Annotated in this window: 18 protein-coding genes; all 18 read right to left on the bottom strand. The window is 35.7% G+C overall.

The annotated features are described in order from the left end of the window. Positions 1–2,479 (bottom strand): glycoside hydrolase family 16 protein (locus N5B56_RS10530; protein ID WP_260978904.1); only part of this gene is annotated, 2,479 nt, incomplete at its 3' end. Positions 2,480–2,634: 155 nt separating this feature from the next. Then, a complete protein-coding gene (locus tag N5B56_RS10535) occupies positions 2,635–2,823 on the bottom strand; it encodes a transposon-encoded TnpW family protein (protein WP_054325550.1) in 189 nt (62 codons plus the stop codon). A 123-nt stretch (positions 2,824–2,946) separates the two neighbouring features. Next, positions 2,947–4,212 (bottom strand): plasmid recombination protein, encoded by a 1,266-nt coding sequence (locus tag N5B56_RS10540; RefSeq protein WP_260978905.1) that lies wholly within the window; start codon positions 4,210–4,212, stop codon positions 2,947–2,949. A 180-nt stretch (positions 4,213–4,392) separates the two neighbouring features. Beyond that, the gene (locus tag N5B56_RS10545) at positions 4,393–5,415 is read right to left on the bottom strand and encodes an AAA family ATPase (protein ID WP_173783928.1); all 1,023 of its coding nucleotides are present in this window, start codon (positions 5,413–5,415) and stop codon (positions 4,393–4,395) included. Then, positions 5,396–5,587: a hypothetical protein gene (locus tag N5B56_RS10550; RefSeq protein ID WP_054325471.1), complete on the bottom strand. Its 192-nt coding sequence runs from the start codon at positions 5,585–5,587 to the stop codon at positions 5,396–5,398. The genes N5B56_RS10545 and N5B56_RS10550 overlap by 20 nt, the downstream gene beginning before the upstream one ends. A gap of 388 nt (positions 5,588–5,975) precedes the next feature. Further along, positions 5,976–6,668 (bottom strand): hypothetical protein, encoded by a 693-nt coding sequence (locus N5B56_RS10555; protein ID WP_054690455.1) that lies wholly within the window; start codon positions 6,666–6,668, stop codon positions 5,976–5,978. Further along, complete coding sequence (locus tag N5B56_RS10560; RefSeq protein WP_071428839.1) at positions 6,665–7,225, bottom strand: RNA polymerase sigma factor; 561 nt, start codon at positions 7,223–7,225, stop codon at positions 6,665–6,667. The genes N5B56_RS10555 and N5B56_RS10560 overlap by 4 nt, the downstream gene beginning before the upstream one ends. A gap of 340 nt (positions 7,226–7,565) precedes the next feature. Beyond that, positions 7,566–7,943, bottom strand: coding sequence for a TnpV protein (locus N5B56_RS10565; protein ID WP_054325472.1), 378 nt, complete (start codon positions 7,941–7,943; stop codon positions 7,566–7,568). Further along, positions 7,868–9,988 (bottom strand): recombinase family protein, encoded by a 2,121-nt coding sequence (locus N5B56_RS10570; RefSeq protein WP_117599152.1) that lies wholly within the window; start codon positions 9,986–9,988, stop codon positions 7,868–7,870. Before N5B56_RS10570 ends, N5B56_RS10565 begins: the two co-directional genes overlap by 76 nt. 471 nt (positions 9,989–10,459) lie before the next feature. Then, positions 10,460–11,035: a hypothetical protein gene (locus tag N5B56_RS10575; RefSeq protein ID WP_118565607.1), complete on the bottom strand. Its 576-nt coding sequence runs from the start codon at positions 11,033–11,035 to the stop codon at positions 10,460–10,462. A 24-nt stretch (positions 11,036–11,059) separates the two neighbouring features. Then, complete coding sequence (locus N5B56_RS10580; RefSeq protein ID WP_118565606.1) at positions 11,060–12,130, bottom strand: hypothetical protein; 1,071 nt, start codon at positions 12,128–12,130, stop codon at positions 11,060–11,062. Positions 12,131–12,606: 476 nt separating this feature from the next. Continuing rightward, positions 12,607–13,452, bottom strand: a complete 846-nt coding sequence (locus N5B56_RS10585; RefSeq protein ID WP_118565605.1) for a MetQ/NlpA family ABC transporter substrate-binding protein — start codon at positions 13,450–13,452, stop codon at positions 12,607–12,609. A 138-nt stretch (positions 13,453–13,590) separates the two neighbouring features. Continuing rightward, on the bottom strand, positions 13,591–14,250 hold the full coding sequence (locus tag N5B56_RS10590) for a methionine ABC transporter permease (RefSeq protein ID WP_118565604.1): 660 nt from the start codon (positions 14,248–14,250) through the stop codon (positions 13,591–13,593). Beyond that, a complete protein-coding gene (locus tag N5B56_RS10595; RefSeq protein WP_022088256.1) occupies positions 14,240–15,271 on the bottom strand; it encodes a methionine ABC transporter ATP-binding protein in 1,032 nt (343 codons plus the stop codon). Before N5B56_RS10595 ends, N5B56_RS10590 begins: the two co-directional genes overlap by 11 nt. Positions 15,272–15,541: 270 nt before the next feature. After that, entirely contained in the window at positions 15,542–16,453 is a 912-nt protein-coding gene (locus N5B56_RS10600) for a LysR family transcriptional regulator (RefSeq protein ID WP_117910613.1), read from the bottom strand. Positions 16,454–16,591: 138 nt separating this feature from the next. After that, positions 16,592–19,585, bottom strand: a complete 2,994-nt coding sequence (locus tag N5B56_RS10605) for a discoidin domain-containing protein (protein WP_260978906.1) — start codon at positions 19,583–19,585, stop codon at positions 16,592–16,594. A gap of 301 nt (positions 19,586–19,886) precedes the next feature. Further along, positions 19,887–22,013, bottom strand: a complete 2,127-nt coding sequence (locus N5B56_RS10610) for a hypothetical protein (RefSeq protein ID WP_260978907.1) — start codon at positions 22,011–22,013, stop codon at positions 19,887–19,889. Positions 22,014–22,351: 338 nt separating this feature from the next. Beyond that, positions 22,352–23,257, bottom strand: a complete 906-nt coding sequence (locus tag N5B56_RS10615; RefSeq protein ID WP_118565602.1) for a glycosyl hydrolase family 17 protein — start codon at positions 23,255–23,257, stop codon at positions 22,352–22,354. Between the last annotated feature and the right edge of the window lie 183 nt (positions 23,258–23,440).

Here is a 23,440-nt window from a genome sequence, read left to right on the forward strand (position 1 = left end):
CAATCTTAGTTGTTGTCTCAGGTGTTTTTGTTGTTATCTCACCTTTTCCTGTAACATTAACTGTACCTGAAATTTTGTCTGATTCGATACCATCCTTTATCGTACACACCTCTACTGTATGGCTTCCTACTGAATATCCTTCAAATCTATATTCTGCACATCCTACAGTTTCTTTTACTTTTACTCCATCTATATAGATATTGTATAAATTTCCAACTACATTTCCCCATACTACAGAAATAGTATTATCACTTGGACAATTTACCACCAAACCAAATGGTTTTTCAGGTTTATTACCACTAGTAGTTGTTGTTTCTGCAATTTTTGTAGTCGTTTCAGAAACCTTTGTTGTCTCAGGTGCTTTTGTTGTTATCTCACCTTTTCCTGTAACATTAACTGTACCTGAAATTTTGTCTGATTCGATACCATCCTTTATCGTACACACCTCTACTGTATGGCTTCCTACTGAATATCCTTCAAATCTATATTCTGCACATCCTACAGCTTCTTTTACTTTTACTCCATCTATATAGATATTGTATAAATTTCCAACTACATTTCCCCATACTACAGAAATAGTATTATCACTTGGACAATTTACCACCAAGCCAAATGGTGTTTCCGGTTTATTACCACTAGCAGTTGTTGTTTCTGCAATTTTTGTAGTCGTTTCAGAAACCTTTGTTGTCTCAGGTGCTTTTGTTGTTATCTCATCTTTTCCTGTAACATTAACTGTACCTGAAATTTTGTCTGATTCGATACCACCCTTTATCGTACACACCTCTACTGTATGACTTCCTACTGAATATCCTTCAAATCTATATTCTGCACATCCTACAGCTTCTTTTACTTTTACTCCATCTATATAAATATTGTATAAATTTCCAACTACATTTCCCCATACTACAGAAATAGTATTATCACTTGGACAATTTACCACCAAACCAAATGGTGTTTCCGGTTTATTACCACTAGCAGTTGTTGTTTCTGCAATTTTTGTTGTCGTTTCAGAAACCTTTGTTGTACCCGGTACTTTTGTTGTTATTTCTCCCGAGCTATCTGAAATAGTAAAATCTGTTACTTTTAAAGTCGTCCCTGCAGCTACTTTTCCAAGTGCAAATATAAGCTCTGCGTTTCCTTTTTCTGATGTTATAGTTCCTGCAAATATGTTTTTGCCATTTGTTAAAGTCTTTCTTTGTAATTCAATTCCATCCGTATCATTTTTAAGCAGAACTTCTGCACCTGCCTTATCAGACTCTATTGAAATGGAATAATTATATGTTTTCCCTGCATTAAGGCTAAGTGCATTTGTCTTTAGTTGTGCTCCCCATTCTTCGCTTGTATTGTTATTGCTTCCAATATAAACTTCCAAATCATTTAAATCTGTTCCGCCCTTATAATAGCCTGATGTGCCTGTCCAAGCGCCTGCGAACAAATAATTCCACTGCCCTATATTATGCATATTGCCATCATTATTAATTGAAGTCATACTTGAAAATCTGTTAGTTGTAGTTTCAGGCTGAGCAATGCCTTCTTTTTTATTCTTAATTGAAAATGAAGCATCATTTCCCTGAAAAACTCTTACATAATCAACATACATTGTAGCATTTGTAAAATTTGCACTTACAGTCTGATTCAAAGTAAATGGTGAACTATTGCTTCCTAATGCCAAATTTAAAATAATAAAATGGTCTCTCTGAAACTCATCCATTTGTTCACTTGAAATATTCATTGTCTGATAGCAAATACCATCAACATACCATTTCATACAATCCTCATACCATTCAATTGCATATGTATGCCAATTTTCAATTGTATCTATTGCTCCAAAACTTTTTGTTGTCTCACTACCCGCATAAACATGTTCATAATTAGTTGTACTTGGATTCCAATGTAGTGTACCAATTACCTGCGTTTCTGCATTTCTATGTTCCATAATATCAATTTCACCGCATGACGGCCATGGTGATGCACCATATGCGCCATTCCAATTATTACCACTCGCATTATAATTTTGACCTAACATCCAGAATGCGGGCCATACACCACTCTGGCTTCCATTTTCAACACGAAGCTTTGTTTCTATTCTTCCAAATTTACAATATTGTTTATTCTGAGTCTGAATACGACCTGATGTATATTCACTTCCCTCTTTCTGTGCCTTTATTGCAAGTGCTCTTCCGTCACTCGAACCCGAATCAGAAGATAAATCTGCAATGTAAACGTTATTCGTGCTATCCGTATAGCGCTGTAATTCATTATTTCCCCATCCATTGCTACCATGTCCAATATCATAATTCCATACACTTGTATCCGGTGCCTGACCAACAGTCTGATTAAATTCATCACTCCACACTAATTTCCATGAATTTGAACCCTGATTTGAATTAACTGCTGCATCTGCATTAGAAGGTGTAAATACAATCCCTGATGTAACTAAAGCAACAGCTGTTATAAATGCAATTCCTTTTTTAAACATATTAAATAATCCTTTCTTTTTTATTTGTAAATCGTATAAACCATTTTAATTTTACCACTAAACCATTTAAAATAAAGTATCTTTATTTTATAAAAGCTACATTTTTTATAGCAACGAGCCACGTTCTAAAACAAAACCCCTCGGGAACGAGTTTGTCAAGATGATTTTTGTAAGTTTTCTAAATTCAAATATTTATCTGCTGAAAAAACGCCTAACATCTCGTGTCGGCATATTTCTTGAAACACCGTATTCAAAGGCTTCTTCGCACTTTCCGATTGCTTCACATTGACAATAAAAGTTGTTTTGCCTATTCGCGTTGTATAAGATAAAGTGTTTTCTTTCATATAGTCCGTTTCTCCTTTTCATAAATTGACTGTGGGGCATTCCGTTTGGAACACCCCACAAATACAGCCTGTTTCATCGGAACATATCAAGAAGTCATTAAGTCGTGAGTATAATGGAAATGGTTATCTTTCCATACCACGCTTGTTTCTTCGTGCCTTAATACGCTCTTGTCTTTCTTTTTCCCTCGCTTCTTTTTCGGCTCGTTCCTGTGCTTCCTTAAAAGAAAAAAGTTGCTTCACTTTTTCGGTAAAAAGTTTAGCAACTTCGGGGAAATGCTCCAACGCTTCAAGAAAAGGTCTGCACTTTTCTTTCAGTTCGTTGTATTTGGTTTTCATTCTCTCCAATGCGTTTGCACTGTCAAAATATTTCTGTCGGTAATAATTTGCACTCTGCTCCAACTTATTGATTTCCGCACGACTGGTAATTCCCTCTTTTGCAAGGGCAGTCAGTTGTGAGTAGTCCTCTTTGGATATTGCCATCTTGCCCGTAAAGGTTTTCTGTCCCATACCGTCAATCTCGTTTAAGATCTTTGAGATATGACGGGCAGGCTCATATTTAACCTGTTCCTTTTGAATACGCTTCTGCAACTTCTCCAATCGTTCTTTGTCCTGTTGGATTTGATATTGCAGGGAAGTTAAATGCTCTGCTGTACTTCCGTATTCGCCACGCTGAAAGCCTTTGAACCCTCGTTCCGTCATATAATTAAACAGTTCATCTTGCAGTATGCTGTACGAAGCTCGAAACATCGGCTTGCCGTTCTTCTTTAACAATGGATTTCCTTTTTCATCGGTCATTGGAATATCCGATTTCCATTTCTTTGAATGGCTTATCTGATTAACCACTTCCTTGACCGTTCCTCGCAGTTCGGGGTTTTTACAACGCTTACTCCATAAGATTTCTTTCTCCACAACAGGCAGAACCATTGCGTGAAGATGATAATGGTAAACCTCTTTTCCCAGTTCCTCGGTTGCGGCTACATTGATTTCATCAGCGTGCATTACTGCCGATATAACATTATCAGCACCGAATTTTTCTTCGATGAAATGATAGGCTTCTTCATAAAACTGCTTTGCATATTCATAACCACCGTTACGCTCGAAGTACATCGTATTCACATCAATCACAATCTCATTGAAAAGGGTAGCGTCTTTCCTCAGTCCACGAAGCGATACTAACCCGTCTGTTTCCATCTGCTTTAACTGCTCCATATAGGTTGGGACAGTCGGTTTTTTGAAATGCACATTAAGGGCTATGCGTTCCGTAATCACATTCATATTTTCATAGGTTTCATTCTTGCGTTCATTGTGCCTTTCCGCCTTGCTCACATCAAAAGCGGTGTACTGTTTTACCCTTGCACAACTCATATCCGCCTTATTGGTTTTTGCCATTTTTCTCTCCTTTCCAGACAGGGCGAAGCCATTACACAACATTCTCTGAATGTGTGTAACCCACTATGACACTTTCAGACTTCGTCTGCAAAGATGTCGTGGGCAAGGGTGTTCCCCCTTGACCTCCTTTTGATACCTCCATCATAAAAACAGACTGTCCCGCCATCAGACAGCCTGCTTTTATTCTCTCGGTATATCGCCCATCGGCAAAGACCAGTACCACAGAAAGCCTTGTTTTCGGGAGATAACTCCTGCTTTCTTCTTTGCCTTTTTGATGGTCGATTTTTTGAACCCAGCGGCTTCAAGTCTTTCTTCGCAATCCGAAGAAAGCATTTCTCCGTCTTTCAGCATTTCCAAAAGAAATTCTTTCGCCTTGATTTCCTTTTCGTTCGGTCTGCCCATTTTGGGTGCGAGGGATTGGAACGCTTCTTCTGCTGTCATTTCCATTTCAGAGATAAAGTCCACTCCCTTTTCTGCCACCTCAAAAAGAATTGCCGAGCCTGTCGGGGCAAGGTTAGATTTCACTTGCACCATATATCGTTCCGCTGGTGCTTCTTTGTTCGGTGTGCGTGTGATTGCAAGAATACTTCTTGCAGCACCCGCAATATCAATCGAACCGTTGGTGCGATAAAGAGGATTTATATCTCTCATCTTGTTCATATGGGCGATAATCACGATGGCACAGCCAGTATTTTTTGCAACTGCAATCAAGTGATTAAACTCTGCCCTTGTTTCGTTGGCATTGTTCATTGAACAGTTCTCTCCGATATAGGAACTCATCGGGTCAAGAATTAAAAGTTTTGCGTGATACTTTTCGATTGCTTCAGCAATACGGTTATCTCCAAAGGATAAAGACTTTTCATCTTCCTTGATGAAGATAAGGTTTTCTCCGTTCCCACCGGCAGAGTTAAATCGGGGTACTACCGTATCGTCTGCATCATCTTCCGTTGTCTGATAGATGATAGTCATAGGCTCATTTTCTTCCGTTTCAGTAAAAGGCAGAGGTTCGCCCTTAGAGAGCAGTGCGGCGATTGACAGCATTAACTTGCTTTTTCCATCGCCCGGATCGCCCTGCAACAGCGTAACCTTGCCGTACGGAATATACGGATACCACAGCCATTTCACTTCCTTCGGCTCAATCTCACTTGCCTTAATAACTTCGAGAGGGACATTTACATTCATTTCATTTTCCATTTGCTTCATTTTTCTTCGTTCTCCTTTTCGATAAATACTTAGGGCAAAGCACCACGATACAACGGAAACTCTGCTTGCAGTCATTACTGCATTTTCTGCAAAGTTCGTTGTAGGTAATGCGATTTCTTTCGTTCAGAAACAATGCCCAATCTTGTTTCCGTTTCTTACTCATTCTCGGCATATCAATCCTCCTTTCCGTCTGAAAATAAAAAAACCACAGGAAAGATACTCAGAGCCTTGTTTCTGTCATTTTTCGGGGCGAAAATCGGGCAAAATTGCCTTTCTAAGCCTTTCAAAAAAATCACGCAAGGTATTTGTACTAACCTGTGGTTATGTATGAAATTGTAGGGTTTGGGGCAACAAAAAACACCGTATTTCTACGATGTTTTCTGTCATTCAAGTAGCAAAAAACGTGACCACTAAAATTATAATCATAAGAACAGGCAAAAAGCGAAGATACCGTTCTAATAGAGCTTTTTAGACTTGTTTTTTGGGGCTTTATATTACTTTCCCTATTTTTTAAGGGTATAGGGTGTTACATCAAGTTCTTAGTATATGAAATTTGCAGATTATTCTTGGATTTGGCTCAAATCAAATGCACCGTTCTCAATCAACTTCAAAATTGTGTCTGCCAAGTTGTTTTTTACAGTTTCACTTTCATTTTCAACGCCAGAATACTCTACATAAATAGTGTTCTCTCCCATATCAAAGGTTGCATAATATATTACGGTTTTGACACCTTGACTATTTGACTTTGTTACGAAATATCCTGCGTTGATATCAACGCCGTCTACACTTGAAGTGATTGTATTTCCATCAATGATAGTATCTAATAGATTTACACCCTGTTTAGAAACTACCATTCTTGTATCATCAATTTTTCCCTCAAAACCCAGAATATTATGATTGTCAGCATCAAAATAAGCATCTGCGGTAACAGGCAAGTCTGCAAAAAGCATTTCAATTTCAGCATCGCTCAAAGGTCTTGTTGTTACATTTAAGTTAATTGAAGATTGTGATAAGTCATTTTTAACAAAAGTAATTGTTTCTCCATCATTCAGCGTGGCAATATCGTTTTTTGTACCAAACAGATTGCTTTGAAAAACTCCCACTCCAATCACAGCAACGAGTACGAAGCAAGCTGCAACAGACACCCATTTTTGCCGATTAGTTATTTTACTTGTTTTTTTCATAGGTTCAGCCTCCTTAATATACTGATTATCGACATTTCCCAATGCCCTTAAAAGTTTCTTTTCTTTCATACAGAGATACCTTCTTTCTCTAACAATTTTTTGAGTTCGTTCCTTGAACGAAATAATGACATCTTGATTTTGCTCTCGCTCATACCATATTCCGTTGCAATTTCTTTAATGGGCGATAAATACCAATATCTTCTCATAAAGATTTTTCGCTGTTCTAATGACAGGGAAGAAAGAAAGCGGTTGAGAATATCCGTTAGAGCGATTTCTTCAACAATGTTTTCTGTACTATCCAACGATGGTATGCACTCTTGTATTTCATCAAAAACCAATGGCATTTGCCCACCATTACGTTTCTTTGCATTAAGCAGTTCGTACCTGTCCAAAGATAGGTTGCGAGTAATCTTCCCTAAAAAAGTTTTTAGGACAGATGGACGGTTAGGCGGTATGCTGTTCCAAGCTCTTAAATAAGTATCATTTACACATTCCTCGCTATCTTCGTCATTGTGAAGAATATTAAAGGCTATGTATCTGCAATACTTTCCGTATTTTTTTGAAGTTTCGGATATAGCAGCTTCGGAGCGCTCCCAATATAAATCTAATATCTGCTTATCATCCATAGGCTTCTCCTCCTTTCCCTTGTATTAAGGCCTTTCACCCTAATAAACGGGAAAAATGTGTCAAGCGTCACTTAAATTCAAAAAATATTTATTCAAAGATTAGCTTTCATTTTTTGAAAGAATATAATAAAACAGCAAAAGGCTTACACCTACAAGTCTCTTAATATTCAATGCGGAAAATTACAATTCATCACTCTCATTTTAACACATCATACCATCTTTATGAACTTTCAATTTAACCACTTCCATTACACTCACGACTTAATGACTTCTTGAATACTTCCCGAAAAAGAAAACTGCCATCAGTAAAGACAGCAGTTCCTTTTCGGCTGGTATGCTATTAGGAATACACAATATCGTTCAATACAATCTCATCTGCACAGGCTCGGATATTATTCATCAATCCGACCCATCTCATCATATCCTCCGCTTTCAGTTGTTCCGTCACACCTTGTTTTCTTGCCATTTCCTTTATCAGATACTCCGCCATATTACACGCCGAAGTATCAATTTCAGCAAGGTGTTCATATAACTTTCCGCTTGTAAGCAGATTGCAATATAAGACTTTCCTATGCTCCCTCAAATATCTTTCCCTCATTCTTCCGTATTTTGTGAGCGTAGGCGGTTCTTCGTTTTCTATCGTCAAGCAGGGATAGTAATAATCTCCGATGAGTTCGTACTGGATACCAGTTCTTTCGTCTGTAATAAATCTTTGCATTCTGATTTCTCCTTCTGCTTCTTGTGATAAAATTCCAAAGACTTCTCGTTATGGTTTATCTTTTGACATTCTTCGGAACAGAATTTCTGCTGACTGTGTGTAGGCCAGTAGGTACTGCCACACACAGCACAGACACGCTGACGATAATAATGATTTCCTTTTTCAGCTTCTCTGTCGGCTTTTGTCTTGTCCTGCCTTGCCTGATAGCAACAATCTTTTGAACAGAATATCTGTCGGTTACTTGTAGGCACAAACTCTTTTTGACAGTGAGGACATATCTTTGTCTTGACGATTTCTCCACCGTTTTCAGCGAGTTTTTTCGCCTTTCGCTTCTCTCGGTAGGCTTTTTCACGCTCACGCTGTTTTGCCAAGCGTTCCATCTCAATCTGTTCTTCCTGTGCCTTTATTTCAGCAAGTTCTTCTTCTGTATAGGCAATATCGACCTGCCCGACATAGTTGAAGTAAATATCAACCTTTTGTGTCCTTGCTTTTCCCACACCCTCTGCTTCATAAACCACAATCTTGTCAATGAGTTCAGCAAACATCAAATCGGAAATTTCTGTCGGCTCTTTGCACTTGCGAATTAAAGAAATGAAATGCTTAATATCAACAGCATTTACTTTTTCTTCGGTAAGTTCCTTTTCCATTTCCTCAATCTTCGTTTCCAGCTCAGCCTGTTCGTCATCGTACTGCTTCATCAGTTGCTTATACTGTCTTTCGGGCAGTAATCCCGAAACAAGATTTTCATACAAGCCACGAATAAGTTTAGACAATTCATCGTATCGCTTCTGAAAACGGTGCAATTCCGATTTATTGTGCTTTGGCTTTTCTGTCTGCTTTTCATTCCAAAGTGCTTGAAGTTCCTTTGCAAAGGCTTCTTCGTCATTCAGAACAAATCTTGATAATCGTTTGACAGCCGATAATATCAAGGCTTCAACATTATCAGCACTAATTGAATGGGCAGAGCAGGAGTTTACTTTGCTTGCATATCCGCCGCAACGGTAAGAATACTGCACCGAACGGTCTTTTTTACTGTAATGCGTTTGCAGGGTCATTCTTCTGCCACAATCCGCACAGTACAGATAACCGCTTAAACGGTTGCTATGCGTTCCTCTTGCCGCTGTCCTGTTCGCTCGTTTCTTTCGCTTCTGAACGCTGTCCCAAAGTTCCTGCGAGATGATAGGCTCGTGCGTATTATAAAATACATACTGTTCATCTTCATCGGTATTCTTTCTTTTGTGCAGTTTGAAATTGGTGCTGACCGATTTACGCAAAACAGTATGACCGAGATATTCCTGTCTGCTTAAAATCGCTCTTATGGTTGACATTCCCCAAAGATACGGGTCTGAAAACTTTGTTCCGTTATACTGTTCGGGGTGATATTCCTTTGCGTGTGCAGCCGGAATTAAAACCTTTTCTTCGGTAAGCAATTCAGCGATTGCTCTCGGACTTTTGCCCTCGTTGGCAAGCAAAAAGATACGCTTTACCACCGCAGAAGCCACAGGGTCAACGACAAGCGTTTGTTTGTCGGTTGCTAATCGGTTATATCCATAGGGAATTGAACCGCTACAACGCTTTCCGTCTTTCATACGGGCGTCAAACACAGCCTTGATTTTATTGCTTGTGTCTTTTGCGTACCATTCGTTCATTATATTCAAAAATGGGGCAAAGTCATTGTCAGAAGCATTATTGCTGTCGATACTGTTATTTATCGCAAGGAAACGGACATCTTTCTGTGGGAACAGAACTTCCGTATAAAAACCGACTTGCAGATAGTTTCGCCCTAATCGGCTCATATCCTTAACAATAATCGTTGCGACATTTCCTGCTTCTACTTCCTTAATCAACTCCTGAAAACTCGGACGATTGAAATTTACACCCGAAAAACCATCGTCAGTAAAATGACGGATATTCGTAAAACCATTTCTTCGGGCGTAATCTTCCAAGTATTGCTTTTGATTGGTGATTGAATTTGACTCACCATTAAGATCATCATCTCTCGACAAACGCTCATAGAGTGCTGTAATCTTTGAACTCCTTGACATTCTCTTATCCTCCTTTCCTTATGTAATCCGATTTAGCATTACAGGGATTACTCCCTCTGCTAATAGGAGAAAATAGGGGTACAAAGCGGAACTGTTTTTCAAGAAAATCAAAATATTTTTTTGAAGTTCCAAGACCGATTTTGATAGCCTATTTTCAATTTAGAAACGCATTATTTATCGTCCTACTAAAGTATAGCCCTCTGGTGTAAGCTTGCTTACAAACCAGAGGGGTTTTGTTTTAGAATATGGCGACTGCCTAAACGAAATAGATGCGCAGCATCTATGAGTTGGCTCGTTGCTATGTTGCTTTTCGTTTTCTAATACGACACTGCCTAAACTAGTTTGTCATTTTTAAATAAAAAAGGTTCATTGAAATTTTGTTTAGTCTCTCAAAAGTCAGACTTAAAAATCTAACTTTTCGTAAGCTATACAATTCATTGAACCTTTTTATTATTATTTTGTTTTATTTCTTTATTTTACTTTCTTTATTTTGGACCATTTTCCATAAAGATTTACACCATTTTCTTTTCTATATCCTCGAACTTTTACATAATAAATTTTTTTATTTTTTATGTTTTTAATTGTAAAATTAATTTTATTTATATTTAAAGTTCTTGTTGCTTTCGCCTTAAATTTCTTTGATGTTGATATTTTTATCTGATATCCATTAACACTCTTTAAGACTTTAAGCTTAATCGATATTTTATTTGATGCTTTCTTTTTTATTTTTTTAATTTTGGTTCTTTTAATAGTTGCATTAACACATTTCTCATCAGATATAACAACTGTTGTTACATTAGTTTCTTCTTTTTGCTGTGTCGTTACTTTTTGTGTTGTCTTTTCTGTTTCTTTCTGTGTATCTGATTCATAATTAAGTGCTGTTGTTGTAAATTCGTTCTGCCATGGGAAAGTTCCTTCATCACCATTCTTTTCTGTTTTAACTATTTCCCCGGCTCTTGCATTTGCAGAATACAACAATCCGCTTCCCATTATCACTGCCATAGCCAATAAAACCCATACATATGTTTTTTTACTAATATTACTCATGTCTTTCACCACTTAAAAGTCTGATTATATATTCTTAACTTTCTTTACCTTACTCCATTTTCCATATACTTTCTTTCCATCTACAATCACATATGTTCTTGCCTTAACAAAATACTTCTTACCGGCTTTCAATTTTTTAACAACTGCCTTTGCCTTTTTTGTGTTTATTGTAACAGTTGTTTTCTTTTTAAATTTTTTGTTTAAAGAAACCTTTACCTGATAACCATTTACTCCCGCAACTTTTTTAAGTTTAACTGTTGCTTTTTTTGCTGATTTTTTCTTAATTGCTTTTTTGATTACAGGTGCTGTCTGATTATTTACTGTATATACATTTGCTCCACCAATCGTAGTCTCTGTTGCTGTTGCTGTAGAAATTGCAGAAGTTCCACCTACACTTGTTGGCTGTGCATTTGAGTTATTATTTGTTGTTGCATTCTGTGTTGTTGTTTCGTTCTGATTTGTAGTTATTCCCGGTGTTTTTTTTGTTGTAGTTGTCTCAAGCGCCTTTGTTGTTGTAGTTGTCTCAGGCGCCTTTGTTGTAGTTGTCTCAGGTGCCTTCGTTGTTGTACTTGTCTCAGGCGCCTTTGTTGTTGTTTCAGGTGCTTTTGTTGTTGTCGTCTCTGGTACTGTTGTTGTTTCAGGTGCTTTTGTTGTTGTCGTCTCAGGTGCTTTTGTTGTTGTTTCCTGTGCCTTTGTTGTCGTCTCTGGTGCTTTTGTTGTTGTCGTCTCAGGTGCCTTCGTTGTTGTAGTTATCTCAGGCGCCTTTGTTGTAGTTGTCTCCTGATGCGATGTTGTAAAAATATCTTCTCCCCAATTATCGCCATTTCCTTTTGTTGTAACATCTACAGTTGTCGTCTCAGGTGCAGTTGTTGTGAATTCATCATTCCATGGGAATGTTCCTTCATCTCCATTGTTTTCAGTCTCACCTGCATAAAATTCTGCCTCCCAAGGAAGTGTCCCCTGGTCTCCATTAACTTCAGATGTAGTTCCCTCTGCATATGTAACCTTATGTCCAAATCCACACATTACTGTTCCAACTAATGCAGTTGAACAAATTACCGCCATAACTTTTTTCCATGCGATTTTTGAAATCATTATTAATACCTCTCTTCTTCCACATAATTATTTTTTATTCTAACATTTATCGCTATAATATTCAACGAAATTTGATTTGGATGGTTGGATGTTGGATGGTTGGATGTTGGATGGTTGGATGTTGGATGGTTGGTTTTATGGTTGTAGATTGTGATTTGTAAACTAATATATGGACATATGTTGGTTTGTATATTGTAGATATATTAATTTGTGGGTTCACTTGTTATTTTTATACTTATTTGCCCTACAAAACTTGTTTTTTCCTATTCTGTAGAGCTTCATGGCTTCCTGTAATTCATTTTATAATTACTTCTTTATGATTTCATTTCATTCTTTTCAAAACAAAAATAGGTAAAGGATTTAATTATTAAACAAATCAATATCTAATCCTCTACCTACTTTATTTTATTAAAAGTATAACTCTAAATTTCTGATTATATCTTCATATGACACCATATCATTCTAATATTATATGATTATTCCCCATCGTATGCAATAACAGCGCCCTGATATTTTTCTTCAATAAACTGCTTGATTTCATCTGATTTCAAAACATCAACCAATGCTTTAATCTTTTCGCTATCTTCATTTCCTTCTTTTACGGCTATTACATTTACATAAGTTTTAGCTGCTTCTGAGTCTGATTTTTCATAAGCTAATGCATCTTTGCTTACTGTGTAATTTGCCTCAAGTGCATAATTTCCGTTTAATACTACAAATGCTGTTTCATCTACAACTCTTGGTACCTGTGCTGCTTCTAATTCTACAATTTCAACATCATACGGATTTTCAACAATATTGTTTACTGTAGCTTTTATGCCTGCTCCATCTTTTAATTTAATTATGCCATTATCCTGTAATAATAAAAGCGCTCTTGCTTCATTTGTTGTGTCATTAGGAACTGCAATCTTGTCACCTTTAGCAATATCCTTTAAATCTTTTTTTGTTCCCGGATAAATTCCAAATGGTTCATAATGAATCTTTCCTGCAATTGCAAGATGTGTTCCTTTTTCTTCATTGAACTGCTCTAAATAAGGAATATGCTGAAAATAGTTTGCATCAAATTCTCCACTTTCTACTACGTTATTTGGCTGAACATAATCATCAAATACTTTTACCTCTAATGTGTAACCCTTCTTTTCAAGCAAAGACTTTGCCTCTTCTAGAATCTCTGCGTGAGGTGTTGCTGAAGCTGCAACTGTTATCTTTTTATCATCACTTGCCTTTGCTGAATCTTTACTATCACTCTTTGCTCCGCATCCTGTTAATGCTCCTACTGCTAAAATTCCTGTTAATACTACTGCTAAAATTTTCTTTCTCATATATTTTTCCTCCTATTCTCAAACTTAAAAGTTATTAACTATTTGTTATTTAAAATTTGTTTATATTAATTAATTTTGCAAAATTGTTTAAGTTATTAATTTATTTTTACTAATTAGTTTTTTATTTTATATTTTTGTCTATTTTCTTTTATCAAGTCTTGATGCAACTACCATTCCTACTGACTGAAACACCTGCACAAGAACTACTAATAACACAACTGTTACAATCATTATTGCTGAATCATATCTGTAATATCCATATCGAATTGCAATATCACCAAGGCCTCCGCCTCCGACAGTTCCTGCCATCGCTGAGTAACCAAGAATTGTACCTATTGCAATTGTTGCTCCTGTTATAAGGGATGTCCTTGATTCTAAAATCATTACCTTAACAACTATTGTAAAATCATTTGCTCCCATAGCTCTTGCCGCTTCTATAACTCCATAATCTACTTCCTTTAATGAAGATTCAACCATTCGTGCTATAAATGGGATTGCTGCTACTACCAACGGTACAACTGTTGCCGACGAGCCATAACTCTGTCCCACAATTAATTTTGTTAATGGAATTACTAAAATTAACAAAATAAGAAAAGGAATACTTCTTACAATATTTGCTATTATGTCTATCACTTTATATGCAGCTCTATTTGGTTTAAGCCCATCTTTGTCAAATACTGCTAACAACACCCCCATCGGCAGTCCAAATAAATATCCAACGGCTGTAGACAACAATGTCATATAAAGCGTTTCCAATATTCCATTCAAAATCATATTGTTTACTTCACTACTCCACATAATTGTCCACCTCCTCTATCTCTAAACCTCTTTCTATCAAATATTCTTTCATCTTTTCTACATTATTGCTATCTTCCTGAAATCCTAATATCATTTCTCCTTTAGCAACTCCACCAACATTTTTAGTATTAGCTTTGAGAATATTTACCGGTTCATTAAATTGTAAAATCATATTTGCAATTACAGGTTCAAATGATGAATTTTCTGAAAATACAATTCTTACATTCTTCCCTTTGCTGATTTTTGCTGCCACCTTTCCTGTATTTTCAATATCATTTCCCAAATCTCTGCTAATAAGTTCTCTCGCTACATCTGATTTAGGGTGTGTAAATATTTCTGATACTTTTCCATCCTCAACAACTTCCCCTGACTTCATAATTGCTACATGCGAACAAATCTCTCTGACTACTGACATCTGATGTGTAATAATTACAATCGTTATTCCAAATTTCTGATTTATCTCTTTAAGCAAATCGAGTATTGATGCTGTTGTCTGCGGATCTAAAGCACTTGTTGCTTCATCACAAAGAAGAATTTTAGGATTTGATGCCAATGCTCTTGCAATTGCAACTCTCTGTTTTTGTCCTCCTGAAAGCTGAGCCGGATATGCTTTTGCCTTATCACTAAGTCCTACAATTTCAAGTAATTCTTTTGCTCTTTTTCTAGCCTCTGTCTTTTTCTTCCCATGTATATAAAGTGGAAAGCATATATTTTCAAGAACACTCTTTTGCATAAGCAAATTAAAATGTTGAAATATCATTCCGATATCTTCTCTTTGCTTTCTAAGTTCTTTCTTAGAAAAACTACCAAGTTCTTTTCCTTTAATAAAAATTTTTCCCTCTGTTGGTTCTTCCAAATAATTAATACATCTTACTAATGTACTTTTTCCTGCACCGGACATACCAATGATTCCATATATATCTCCCTGCTCTATTGATAAATTTACATTTTTCAAAGCCTGAACATTTCCATCTTTTGTAGAATATGTTTTACTTACATTTTGAATTAATATTTCTGACATGCCCTCACCTCATTTCCATTTTCAATCTAATCAGCATATATACATTTTTCTGTATCTAATCAACTTGTTTTATTAATATAATTAAATTAGCACTTTATATGTACTTTTTTAACTTTATTAAGTTATTATATATTGTGACTTAATTTTCTTTGTTTCAATTGTTTTATTCCTTATGTTTTCAAAGTATAACACCTTAGTAGAAATTGTGCTAATCGAAAAAAAATACAGCTTGTTATAGGTTTTGTCTATAGCAAGCTGTAATTAATCATGTTATTCTAATGCTTTATCTTTAAATTTACTTATTTCTTCCAAATATTTCCTTCCCAAAGGACTTACCGTTACTCCTTTTCTTACGATATAGCCTATAGTCATTATTTCATCTGACTTTAACTTTACCGCACAATACTCTTCTCCATTTAATTCCTCACAGATAATTCCTGAGCATAGTGTATATCCATTAAGCCCAACCATAAGATTAAGAAATGTTGCTCTGTCATTCGCCTTAATAAGCCTTTTATAACTATAAGTACTTAATACTTCTTCTGCAAAATAAAACGAATTATTTTTTCCCTGGTCAAATGATAAGCATGGATATTCTTCAAGTTCTTCAAGCGTAACCTCTTTTTTATTTGCCAATGGATGATTTTTCCACAAATATGCATATATATGACACTTTAATATTTCATGAAATTCAACACCTGATTCCTTAAAAAGCTTAGTTAACACTTTTTTATTAAAATCATTTATATATAAAATACCGATTTCACTTTTGAAATTTTTTACATCTTCAATTACATCATAAGTTTTCGTTTCATGAACTTCAAACTCGTATTCATCCATACCAAACTGCTTTACCATTTCCACAAATGCACTTACTGCAAATGTGTAATGTTGCATTGATACACTGAATTTTTTCTTTGATTCTTTTTTATCAATATACTTATTTTCTATTAAATTGTATTGTTCAACTACCTGTCTGGCGTATCCAATAAATTCCTCTCCCTCAGGAGTAACTGATATTCCTCTATTAGTTCTTCTGAATATTTCTATTCCGGCTTCTTCTTCTAATTCTTTAATAGCCGCAGAAAGACTCGGCTGTGATATGAACAGATTTCTAGCCGCTTCATTCATTGAGTCCGAATTAGCAACTGTTATTGCATATCTTAACTGTGTTAAAGTCATAACTCCTCCTAATTTATCAAGTTTCTTTTTTCAATGACTTCATTTTAACATATTTTTTCCTTATGATTCCATACAATTAATAAAGCTACCGACAGAAACTCTGCCGATAGCTTTATAGTTTAATGAAATATTTAGAAATTAATTGTTTTTAACTTTAACAACTTTACTCCACTTTCCATAAACCTTGCTTCCACTTACTTTCTTGTAAGCTCTTGCTTTTACGTAATATGTCTTATCTGCTTTTAATTTCTTAACTGTTACTTTTACGCTCTTTGCATTAACTGTAACTGTTGTCTTCTTAGCAAATTTCTTGCTTGTTGATACCTTAACCTGATATCCTGCTACTCCACTTACTTTCTTAAGTACAATTGAAGCTTTCTTTGCTGATTTCTTCTTTGTAGCTTTCTTAATAGCAACTTTCTTAACTGTTACTTTTGCTGGTGCTACTGTTGTAGCAGGAGCTGTTGTTGTTGGTGCTACTGTTGTTGGTGCAGCTGTTGTTGTTGGTGCTGCTGTTGTTTCAGGAATATCTTCAATTACACCTTCTGCTGTAATTTCTGTATCTTCCTTGATTTCAATCTTGTATGTTCCATCTTCTGATGCAACTACTTCTACATCATTAGCTTTAACAACCGGCTTACTATCCTTTGTGTATCCTGCTGCTAATTCAAGTTTAACTGTATATTCTGTTCCGTATACAACACTTGCTTCATATTCTGTTGTTAATGTGTAACCTGTTCCATTTGTTAATGTAACATTTAACTTTCTACCTGTTGCAACTTCTACTTCTGTATCTTCAGATGCTTTATAGTTCTTGCTGTCAGCATATCTTACATAATACTTTCCTGCTTTTACATTTGCAATTTCTGTTTCTGTAACTGCTGTATATTCTTCTTCACCTTCAGCTCTATATTCCATTTCATCTGTAACGCCTGTAATCTTACCATCAGCATTTTCTTCTAATGTAGATGCAACTGATTCAATTCCTTCAGGTGCAGTTCTGTCTGCTTTAGTAATTTCAAATTTAACTGTCTTTGTTGTTGCCTTAGCTTTGTTATCATCACTCCAGTAATAATTGTCAGCATCTTTTAATGTAAGTTCAACATCATATGTTCCTACATCAACTCCACCTTCATTCTTTGTTACTGTGTAATCATCTGTATCTTCAATATCTGCTACAACTGTTTCACCTGTATATGTCTTACTTTCAATTACAGGTGCATCAACTGGAGTTTTTGTTGTATAAACTTTAGCATCATCAACTGTTACATTTAAGCCTACACCGATTTCATTAATTACATAACCCCATCCGTTGCTACCGCCTGAAACAGAAATCTTAACGTATCTTACTCCTGCTTCTGTGTAATCACTTAATTTATCTAAATTAATAATATTTAAGTCAGCTGTTCCTGCATTGTCTTTCTTACATGAATAACCATTATTTTCTGCTACAGTTGTATAGTTTTCACCATCTAATGAAAGTTCAACCTTAGTATCTGCTGCATATGTTCTTGGATTAGAATATCCTAATATTAATTTTTCAAACTGTGATGGAAGATACGCATCTCCTAAATCAAGTACAACACTTGCTTCTTCTCCTGCAGCTGTTCTAATTGCAGCGCCACTATCTTCACCACTTGCAATGTTTCCATCAATTGCAACGCCTGCATTTTCAAGTGTATATCCGTCATTGTAATATGATGAAATGTCTATTATCTTAGCTTCAGGATTATTATTAGTGTTTGCAATATTATTTGCTCCTGTAACTAATTCAGAGATATCTGTAACTTTTACTGTTTCTGTTGCTTCAATCACATCTGAAACATCCATATCATCACATACGGCTCTTGCTGTAATTGTATATTCACCTGCATCAACACCTGTTGCTGTGTATGACTTTCCGGCTTCAACATTATCACCAATTACCTTGTCACCTGCATATACCATATATTTATATCCTGCTTCAACCTGACCTTCTGCTGCTTCAACAGAATATGTAATAGAATTGTATGCATCAGATGTTGCTGTAACTCCTGCAGGAGCAGATGCCTTTTCCATTTCTACAGGTCCCTGTGGATTTTCTGAGAATACAGCAATTTCTGTAATCTGTGTTCCCCAGTTAACTGCCTGATTTACATTTATTCTTACTTTTCTAACATTTCCCTTAAGGCTATCTTTGTCAAGTACCTTAGCGACCATGTACTGAGAGCCATCTTTCTGGTCTGTAGATGCTCCTGCCGGGTATTCTGTTACAGATGCAACCGTCTTAAATGTTGTATCCCCGAACTGAATATCGAATCCGTTTGCCGGATATAATTCTGCCTGACCATTTCTAAACCATACTACTACTTCATCAATACTTGAAGCTGCATATGATTGTCCTAAATCTACTTCAAAATATCCCGGTGTTTTAACACCAACATAATTACCATTCCACTTATCCCAAATACCATCTGTAAGTGTTGTTGAATCATTGTTACCTTCTTTATAATTACTTACTGATGATGATTTCTGATATGCAAGGTTTCTATCTGTTGTAAGCCATCTTACTTCATCACTAACCGTTGCCTCTTCAACAGTAACATCTGTTACAGTAAATGTCTGTCCCGCCTTAACTACGCCACTAAGATCTTTAGTAACCTTAATCTGTCCGTTTTCATCAGCTATTGTCGTTTCTTCCCATGAATTTTCTGTTCCATCAACTGTATACTTAATATTATATTTATAGAACTTTCCACCTTCTAAATTACCAAAAACCTTTTCAAGCTGTAGTCCCCAAGCCTGGGCTGCAGTATTTATAACATATACAGATACTGTTTTCTGTCCATCAGCTCCATCTTTAGCTGCTGCTGAAACTCCTGACCATGAATTGCCTGAATACAGATTCCATTCTGAACCATCTACATCATTCTTGTCTCCAACTTTGTAGATTAAATTCTCTCCCAATGGATTCCATCCTTCATTAAGTAAGGTATATCCTTCAGGAACAGCTACTTCTCCATCCAATAAAGCAATTCCATATTGATCTGCCGCACTAACATTCTTTACCTGATAGCCTGTAGCGCTTGTAACAACCATTGCTGCCACAAGACCATATGAGCAGGCTAACTTAATTCCTTTCCTAATTTTCATTTTATTGTCTCCCTTCATAATGTGCTACACATTTATTATGTGCCCCAATGTTGTTTTAAATTTTATCATAATTATGTGCACATTTCAACAATATCACAGTTTAAAAAACATTTTTATTGTGCACATTGCACAACGTATTTAATTTTCTTATATTTGTTATTTTATTGTGCAAAATACACAAGTACTGAACATTTTATGACTATTTTAAGCCATTTTATTTACTTTTTTCACAAATAAAAATAGTTCAAAAAAAAGGAGAGTAGTAAAAACTACTCTCCTAAATTAGTTTGGTTGTATTAAATTACTTGTTAGCTATTTTTATTACTTTACTCCATTTACCATATACTTTGCTTCCACTTACTTTCTTGTAAGCTCTTGCTTTTACGTAATATGTCTTGTTAGCTTTTAATTTCTTAACTGTTACTTTTACGCTCTTTGCATTAACTGTAACTGTTGTCTTCTTAGCAAATTTCTTGCTTGTTGATACCTTAACCTGATATCCTGCTACTCCACTTACTTTCTTAAGTACAATTGAAGCTTTCTTTGCTGATTTCTTCTTTGTAGCTTTCTTAATAGCAACTTTCTTAACTGTTACTTTTGCTGGTGCTACTGTTGTAGCAGGAGCTGTTGTTGTTGGTGCTACTGTTGTAGTTGTTGCTGTTTTTGCAGTTGTTGTTTCAGCTGACTTTGTAGTTGTTTCTTCCTGAGCCTTTGTTGTCTCAGGAGCTTCTGTTGTTGTTTCTGTATTTTCTGTTGTTGTTTCAGGGTCTGAAATTTTTGTAATTTCAGGTGCAAAGAATTCGATTGGATTTGTTAAACCTACCCAGCCCATTCCTACTACGAATTCTCCTGTTCCAGATTCTGTTGCTGTAAATTCTCCGGTTAATACCTGTTCTCCACCTACTAATGCAATCTGTGCTTCATTATTTGTTACTAAAACTTTTCCGTCATTTGATTCTGCATTTATCTTCCATGAGATTGAGTATTTTGCTCCCGGTACAAGTCCGCTAAATTCTTTCTTAACCTGTAAGCCCCATGCCTGACCCCAGTTACTTGTCTTCTGCTGAACTTTGATGTGATCTGCGTCTTCTGCATCTACACCTGCAACTGCTGTTGAACCATTCCATGACTGACCAACATAAATTGTATATCCGCCTAATTCACGATCTCCATCTGCATTGAATTCCTGATCCATTGTTATTTCAACAGGTTCCTGCTTTTCTGTTGTTGTTTCAGCTGCTTCTGTTGTTGTTTCAACTGCTTCTGTTGTTGTCTCTGTACTTTCTGTTGTTGTTTCAGCTGCTTCTGTTGTTGTTTCTGTACTTTCTGTTGTTGTTTCAGCTGCTTCTGTTGTTGTTTCAACTGCTTCTGTTGTTGTTTCTGTACTTTCTGTTGTTGGTTCTGTCTCTCCATCCTTTGTAAATGTCATAGTAAATGTCAACTGTAAATTAGCTACAGCATTTCCTAAATTCATAAAGATTACAGGATAATCTGCCTTTGAAACATAATCTAAATTCAATTCATGTGTTCCTTCTTCAAATGTAACATCATTATTTGCTCCGTTTAACTGAAGGTTAGCTCCAAATGTAGCTGTAGAAGTATAAGCAACTTTAACCTTATAATTTACTCCATCTCCACTTGCTTCTAATGGTCCAAATACCTGTTTATCTGCAGGAACTCTTGCCTGTGTATTCCAGTCTCCACCGCCTGCTTCTAAAAATTTAAAGTCAGCTGTTACAGCATTCTTAGTTGCTGTTCCTTTATATTTCATGCTGCCAACAGTAAATACCTGCCATGGCAATGATGTTGTCCACTTACCCTTTGCTGATGAATAGTATCCTTCTGCATCTGCCTGCTGCTCTGTCGTTGTTTCAATTTCTGTTGCTTCTGTACATGTAATTCCTCCAAAATCAAGTACTGTTCCAGATGGAATTCCGCTCAATTCAAGTACCATTCCTGTTGATTCTGAAGTTGCTTTAAACTGAACTGTAACTTCATTTTCACCTTCTTTAATTTCAATACCTGTCTTTATTACTTCAGGTGTCTCAATTTTTTCATAAAGAGTTCCTGCCTGAGATGCTTTAACTTTTAATTTTAAATCATATGTAGTATCTTTTGTTAATCCTGTAACAGTGTGCTTAGCCTGTAATTTCCAACAGCCTGAGTTACCATCTGATGAAATAACCTTTAAGCTTAAGTCGTCAACTGTACTTCCTGCATAAGCCATTTCTCCTGTATTTGATCCCCATTTACCTGCATATAAAGTCCAATCACCTACAGTTACAGTCTTGTCGTCACCTATAGTTGTGTAATCACTCTCTTCATATGCACTTACCTGCAACACCTGATAAGCAGATACGCTTGAAAATACCATTGCTGTTGCACACGCATATGCCAATACCTTTCTTGAAATCTTATTAAATTTCATTTTATTCTCCTTTCAATATTCTGGTTATAAAAACCTTTTTATTACATATTTCATTCTAGCATATTGTTTTATGCATTACAACCAATAATATTGTAATTTTCACAATTTAATTAGTATAATTGCACGGCATATTTGTTTTTATCTGTTTCGTTTTTTGTAAAATACTATTGAAACATTTTTATATTTACATTTTATTTTCAAGTAATGCTACAACATTACTAATTATGTCGATTAAAAAATATCATTTATAAAATAAACTCCGGCATCACTATAAATGTGCAAAATTTCCTTTAAATTAAAAATCTCTCTAACTGATTTTCAGTAAGAGAGATTTTAATTTATTTTTGCATTACTAACTTTGGTGTTCTGTCTACTCTGAATATTCCCCAGTTCTTCTCTGCTTCATTCGGTCTGTTTCCGCCTTTCCAAGGTTCATCAAAAGCTTCGAACATATAAGATATTATCTTTTCTTTGTCTGACCAATTCCAGAATTCTTGATAATATTTCTTCTGATTTTCTTCGTTAGCCTCGCCTTCTTTCATTTGTGAAAAATCGGCACAGTTTGTAGCCCAGCCTACTTCAGAAAAAATTACAGGTTTATCCGGATATAATTCACATATCTTTTTGTACCATTCCTTGTTTACATCTAACGCTTCTTCAACTGTATTTCCATACCACAACGGATATGAATGTACGCTTATAATGTCAAGATATTTTGCAAGTTCCTGAAGTTTTACCCATTCGAATGCGCCCTCATTAAATGTTACAGGTACATTTGTTTCTGACTTCAATATTTTTGCAAAAGAAATCAATCTTTCTATAGGAACATTATTTGCTCCCCATTCAGGTGTATTTTCATTTCCTATAGATACTGCATTAATTATATCGCTATTCTCATTTGCTATTCTAACAAGATTTTCAATTCTTTTATCATTAAACTCTGCCCTTTTAGCCAACTCTTCTTCGGTATACACCTCATGAACCCATGAGCATCCCGGATTATTAACCTCTGATATTAGTTCAGGACCAAGCATTACTTTTATATTCATGCCACAATCCCTAATAACCTGACATGTCATTTCTGCATAAATAACCGGTGAATACATTCTTATGTATTTAAATCCTTCGCTTTCAATTATTCGTAAATCTTCCTTTATCTCATCATATGTTGGATATGTTTCATTTAATGGACTTTGATTTTCTCTGTACCCTGAATAGCATATTGCTCTTCCCCATTCAAACATTTTCTCTTTTCCTTTCAACTTCCTGATTTTATTTTACAAAAACAATAGTGGAAATTAGCATTGCTTTATTATCATCTCCGTATGTCTCTGTTAGCATTTTATCAATATAGCGGAGAACCCATAGATTCCCCGCTATGCTTTAATCTTTAAATTTACTTCAGTTTTAATATTCAAATCAAAAAA

Origin of the sequence: Eubacterium album, from assembly GCF_025336545.1 — a bacterium.
Classification (GTDB): domain Bacteria; phylum Bacillota; class Clostridia; order Lachnospirales; family Lachnospiraceae; genus Eubacterium_U; species Eubacterium_U album.

Coding starts and splice junctions, on each gene's coding strand:
- N5B56_RS10535 (WP_054325550.1), bottom strand. CDS start 2,823: ATGAAAGAAAACACTTTATCTTATACAACGCGAATAGGCAAAACAACT.
- N5B56_RS10540 (WP_260978905.1), bottom strand. CDS start 4,212: ATGGCAAAAACCAATAAGGCGGATATGAGTTGTGCAAGGGTAAAACAG.
- N5B56_RS10545 (WP_173783928.1), bottom strand. CDS start 5,415: ATGAAGCAAATGGAAAATGAAATGAATGTAAATGTCCCTCTCGAAGTT.
- N5B56_RS10550 (WP_054325471.1), bottom strand. CDS start 5,587: ATGCCGAGAATGAGTAAGAAACGGAAACAAGATTGGGCATTGTTTCTG.
- N5B56_RS10555 (WP_054690455.1), bottom strand. CDS start 6,668: ATGAAAGAAAAGAAACTTTTAAGGGCATTGGGAAATGTCGATAATCAG.
- N5B56_RS10560 (WP_071428839.1), bottom strand. CDS start 7,225: ATGGATGATAAGCAGATATTAGATTTATATTGGGAGCGCTCCGAAGCT.
- N5B56_RS10565 (WP_054325472.1), bottom strand. CDS start 7,943: ATGCAAAGATTTATTACAGACGAAAGAACTGGTATCCAGTACGAACTC.
- N5B56_RS10570 (WP_117599152.1), bottom strand. CDS start 9,988: ATGTCAAGGAGTTCAAAGATTACAGCACTCTATGAGCGTTTGTCGAGA.
- N5B56_RS10575 (WP_118565607.1), bottom strand. CDS start 11,035: ATGAGTAATATTAGTAAAAAAACATATGTATGGGTTTTATTGGCTATG.
- N5B56_RS10580 (WP_118565606.1), bottom strand. CDS start 12,130: ATGATTTCAAAAATCGCATGGAAAAAAGTTATGGCGGTAATTTGTTCA.
- N5B56_RS10585 (WP_118565605.1), bottom strand. CDS start 13,452: ATGAGAAAGAAAATTTTAGCAGTAGTATTAACAGGAATTTTAGCAGTA.
- N5B56_RS10590 (WP_118565604.1), bottom strand. CDS start 14,250: ATGTGGAGTAGTGAAGTAAACAATATGATTTTGAATGGAATATTGGAA.
- N5B56_RS10595 (WP_022088256.1), bottom strand. CDS start 15,271: ATGTCAGAAATATTAATTCAAAATGTAAGTAAAACATATTCTACAAAA.
- N5B56_RS10600 (WP_117910613.1), bottom strand. CDS start 16,453: ATGACTTTAACACAGTTAAGATATGCAATAACAGTTGCTAATTCGGAC.
- N5B56_RS10605 (WP_260978906.1), bottom strand. CDS start 19,585: ATGAAAATTAGGAAAGGAATTAAGTTAGCCTGCTCATATGGTCTTGTG.
- N5B56_RS10610 (WP_260978907.1), bottom strand. CDS start 22,013: ATGAAATTTAATAAGATTTCAAGAAAGGTATTGGCATATGCGTGTGCA.
- N5B56_RS10615 (WP_118565602.1), bottom strand. CDS start 23,257: ATGTTTGAATGGGGAAGAGCAATATGCTATTCAGGGTACAGAGAAAAT.